General features: G+C 65.9%; 1 pseudogene. It reads left to right on the plus strand.

The annotated features are described in order from the left end of the window. Window positions 1-1,547 (plus strand): annotated as a pseudogene (locus FIV35_RS29435) (Tn3 family transposase); the annotation flags it as partial.

Raw genomic sequence — 1,547 nt, forward strand, 5'->3', positions numbered from 1 at the left:
CGATTAATCGGCTGCCGGCGTCGCGGCGGATGGCGACACTGGTGGCCTTCGCACTCTGCCTGGAGGCGACTGCGCACGACGACGCACTGGAAGTCCTGGAGGCCTTGCTGCGCGACCTGTTCAGCAATGCGGAGAGGGCCGACAAGAAAGCCCGCATGCGCAGCCTGAAAGACCTGGATCGGTCGGCCGCGACGCTCGCCGCCGCCTGCAAGGTCGTGCTGGACAGCACGATCAGCGATGACAACGTGCGCGCCCGGCTGTTCAACGACCTGCCGAGGACTACCCTGGAAAAGGCCCTGGAAGAGGTCAACGCGCTGATCCGTCCGGTCGATGACGTCTATTTCCTCGCGCTGGAAGCGCGCTACCGCAGTGTGCGCCGTTTCCTGCCCGACCTGCTGAAGCACATCCGCTTCGGCTTCAGCCCGGCCGGCAAGGGCGTGGCGGCTAGTCTGGATTGGTTGCAACTGAACCTGCCCCGCAGGAAGCCGGAGGATGACGCGCCGCAGGAGATCGTGGCCAAGGCTTGGCAGAAGCACATCACCCGCGAAGATGGTTCCCTCGACATGGGCGCCTATGTGTTCTGCACGCTCGATGCACTGCGCACTGCGCACGGCGCACGGCGCTACGCCGCCGCGATGTTTTCGTCTCGCCCAGTTGGCGCTATGCCGATCCCCGTCTCGGCCTGCTCGACGGTGCCGAATGGCTGGCGGCGCGACCGATCATCTGCCGGTCGCTGGGCCTGACCATCGACGCCCAAACCACCTTGGATGCCCTGAGCGCCGAGCTGGACGCTACCTGGCAGGCGGTGGCCGCACGCCTGCCCGACAACCCCGCGATTCAACTGAGCGAGAACACCGAGGGCAAGACCGAGCTGTCCCTTGGCGCGCTGGACAAACTGGAAGAACCCAGCTCGTTGTTGCAACTGCGGGCGGCCGTGGCCGACTTGATGCCGCGTGTCGATCTGCCGGAAATCCTCCTGGAGATCGCCGCTCGTACCGGCTTTGCCGAGGCCTTCACGCATGTGTCCGAACGTAATGCACGGGCTGACAACCTGGTTACCAGCCTCTGCGCGGTGCTGCTGGGCGGGGCCTGCAACACCGGCCTGGAGCCGCTGATCCGCACCGACAACCCGGCGCTGCGCCGCGACCGGCTGTCCTGGGTCAGCCAGAACTATATCCGTGACGACACCCTGTCAGCGGCCAACGCCATTCTGGTCGGCGCACAAAGCCAACTGGAGCTGGCCCAGGTCTGGGGCGGCGGTGAGGTCGCTTCCGCCGATGGCATGCGCTTCGTCGTACCGGTGCGCACCGTGCATGCCGGCCCCAACCCGAAGTATTTCGGCCCCGGCCGGGGCGTCACCTGGTACAACCTGATTTCCGACCAGTTCTCCGGCCTCAACGCCATCACCGTACCCGGCACCCTGCGCGACAGCCTGGTGTTGCTGGCGGTCGTGCTGGAACAGCAGACCGAGTTGCAGCCGACGCAAATCATGACCGACACCGGGGCCTACAGCGATGTGGTGTTCGGGCTCTTCCGCCTACTTGGCT

Source organism: Pseudomonas rhodesiae, from assembly GCF_007858255.1.
Taxonomy (GTDB): Bacteria; Pseudomonadota; Gammaproteobacteria; order Pseudomonadales; family Pseudomonadaceae; genus Aquipseudomonas; species Aquipseudomonas rhodesiae.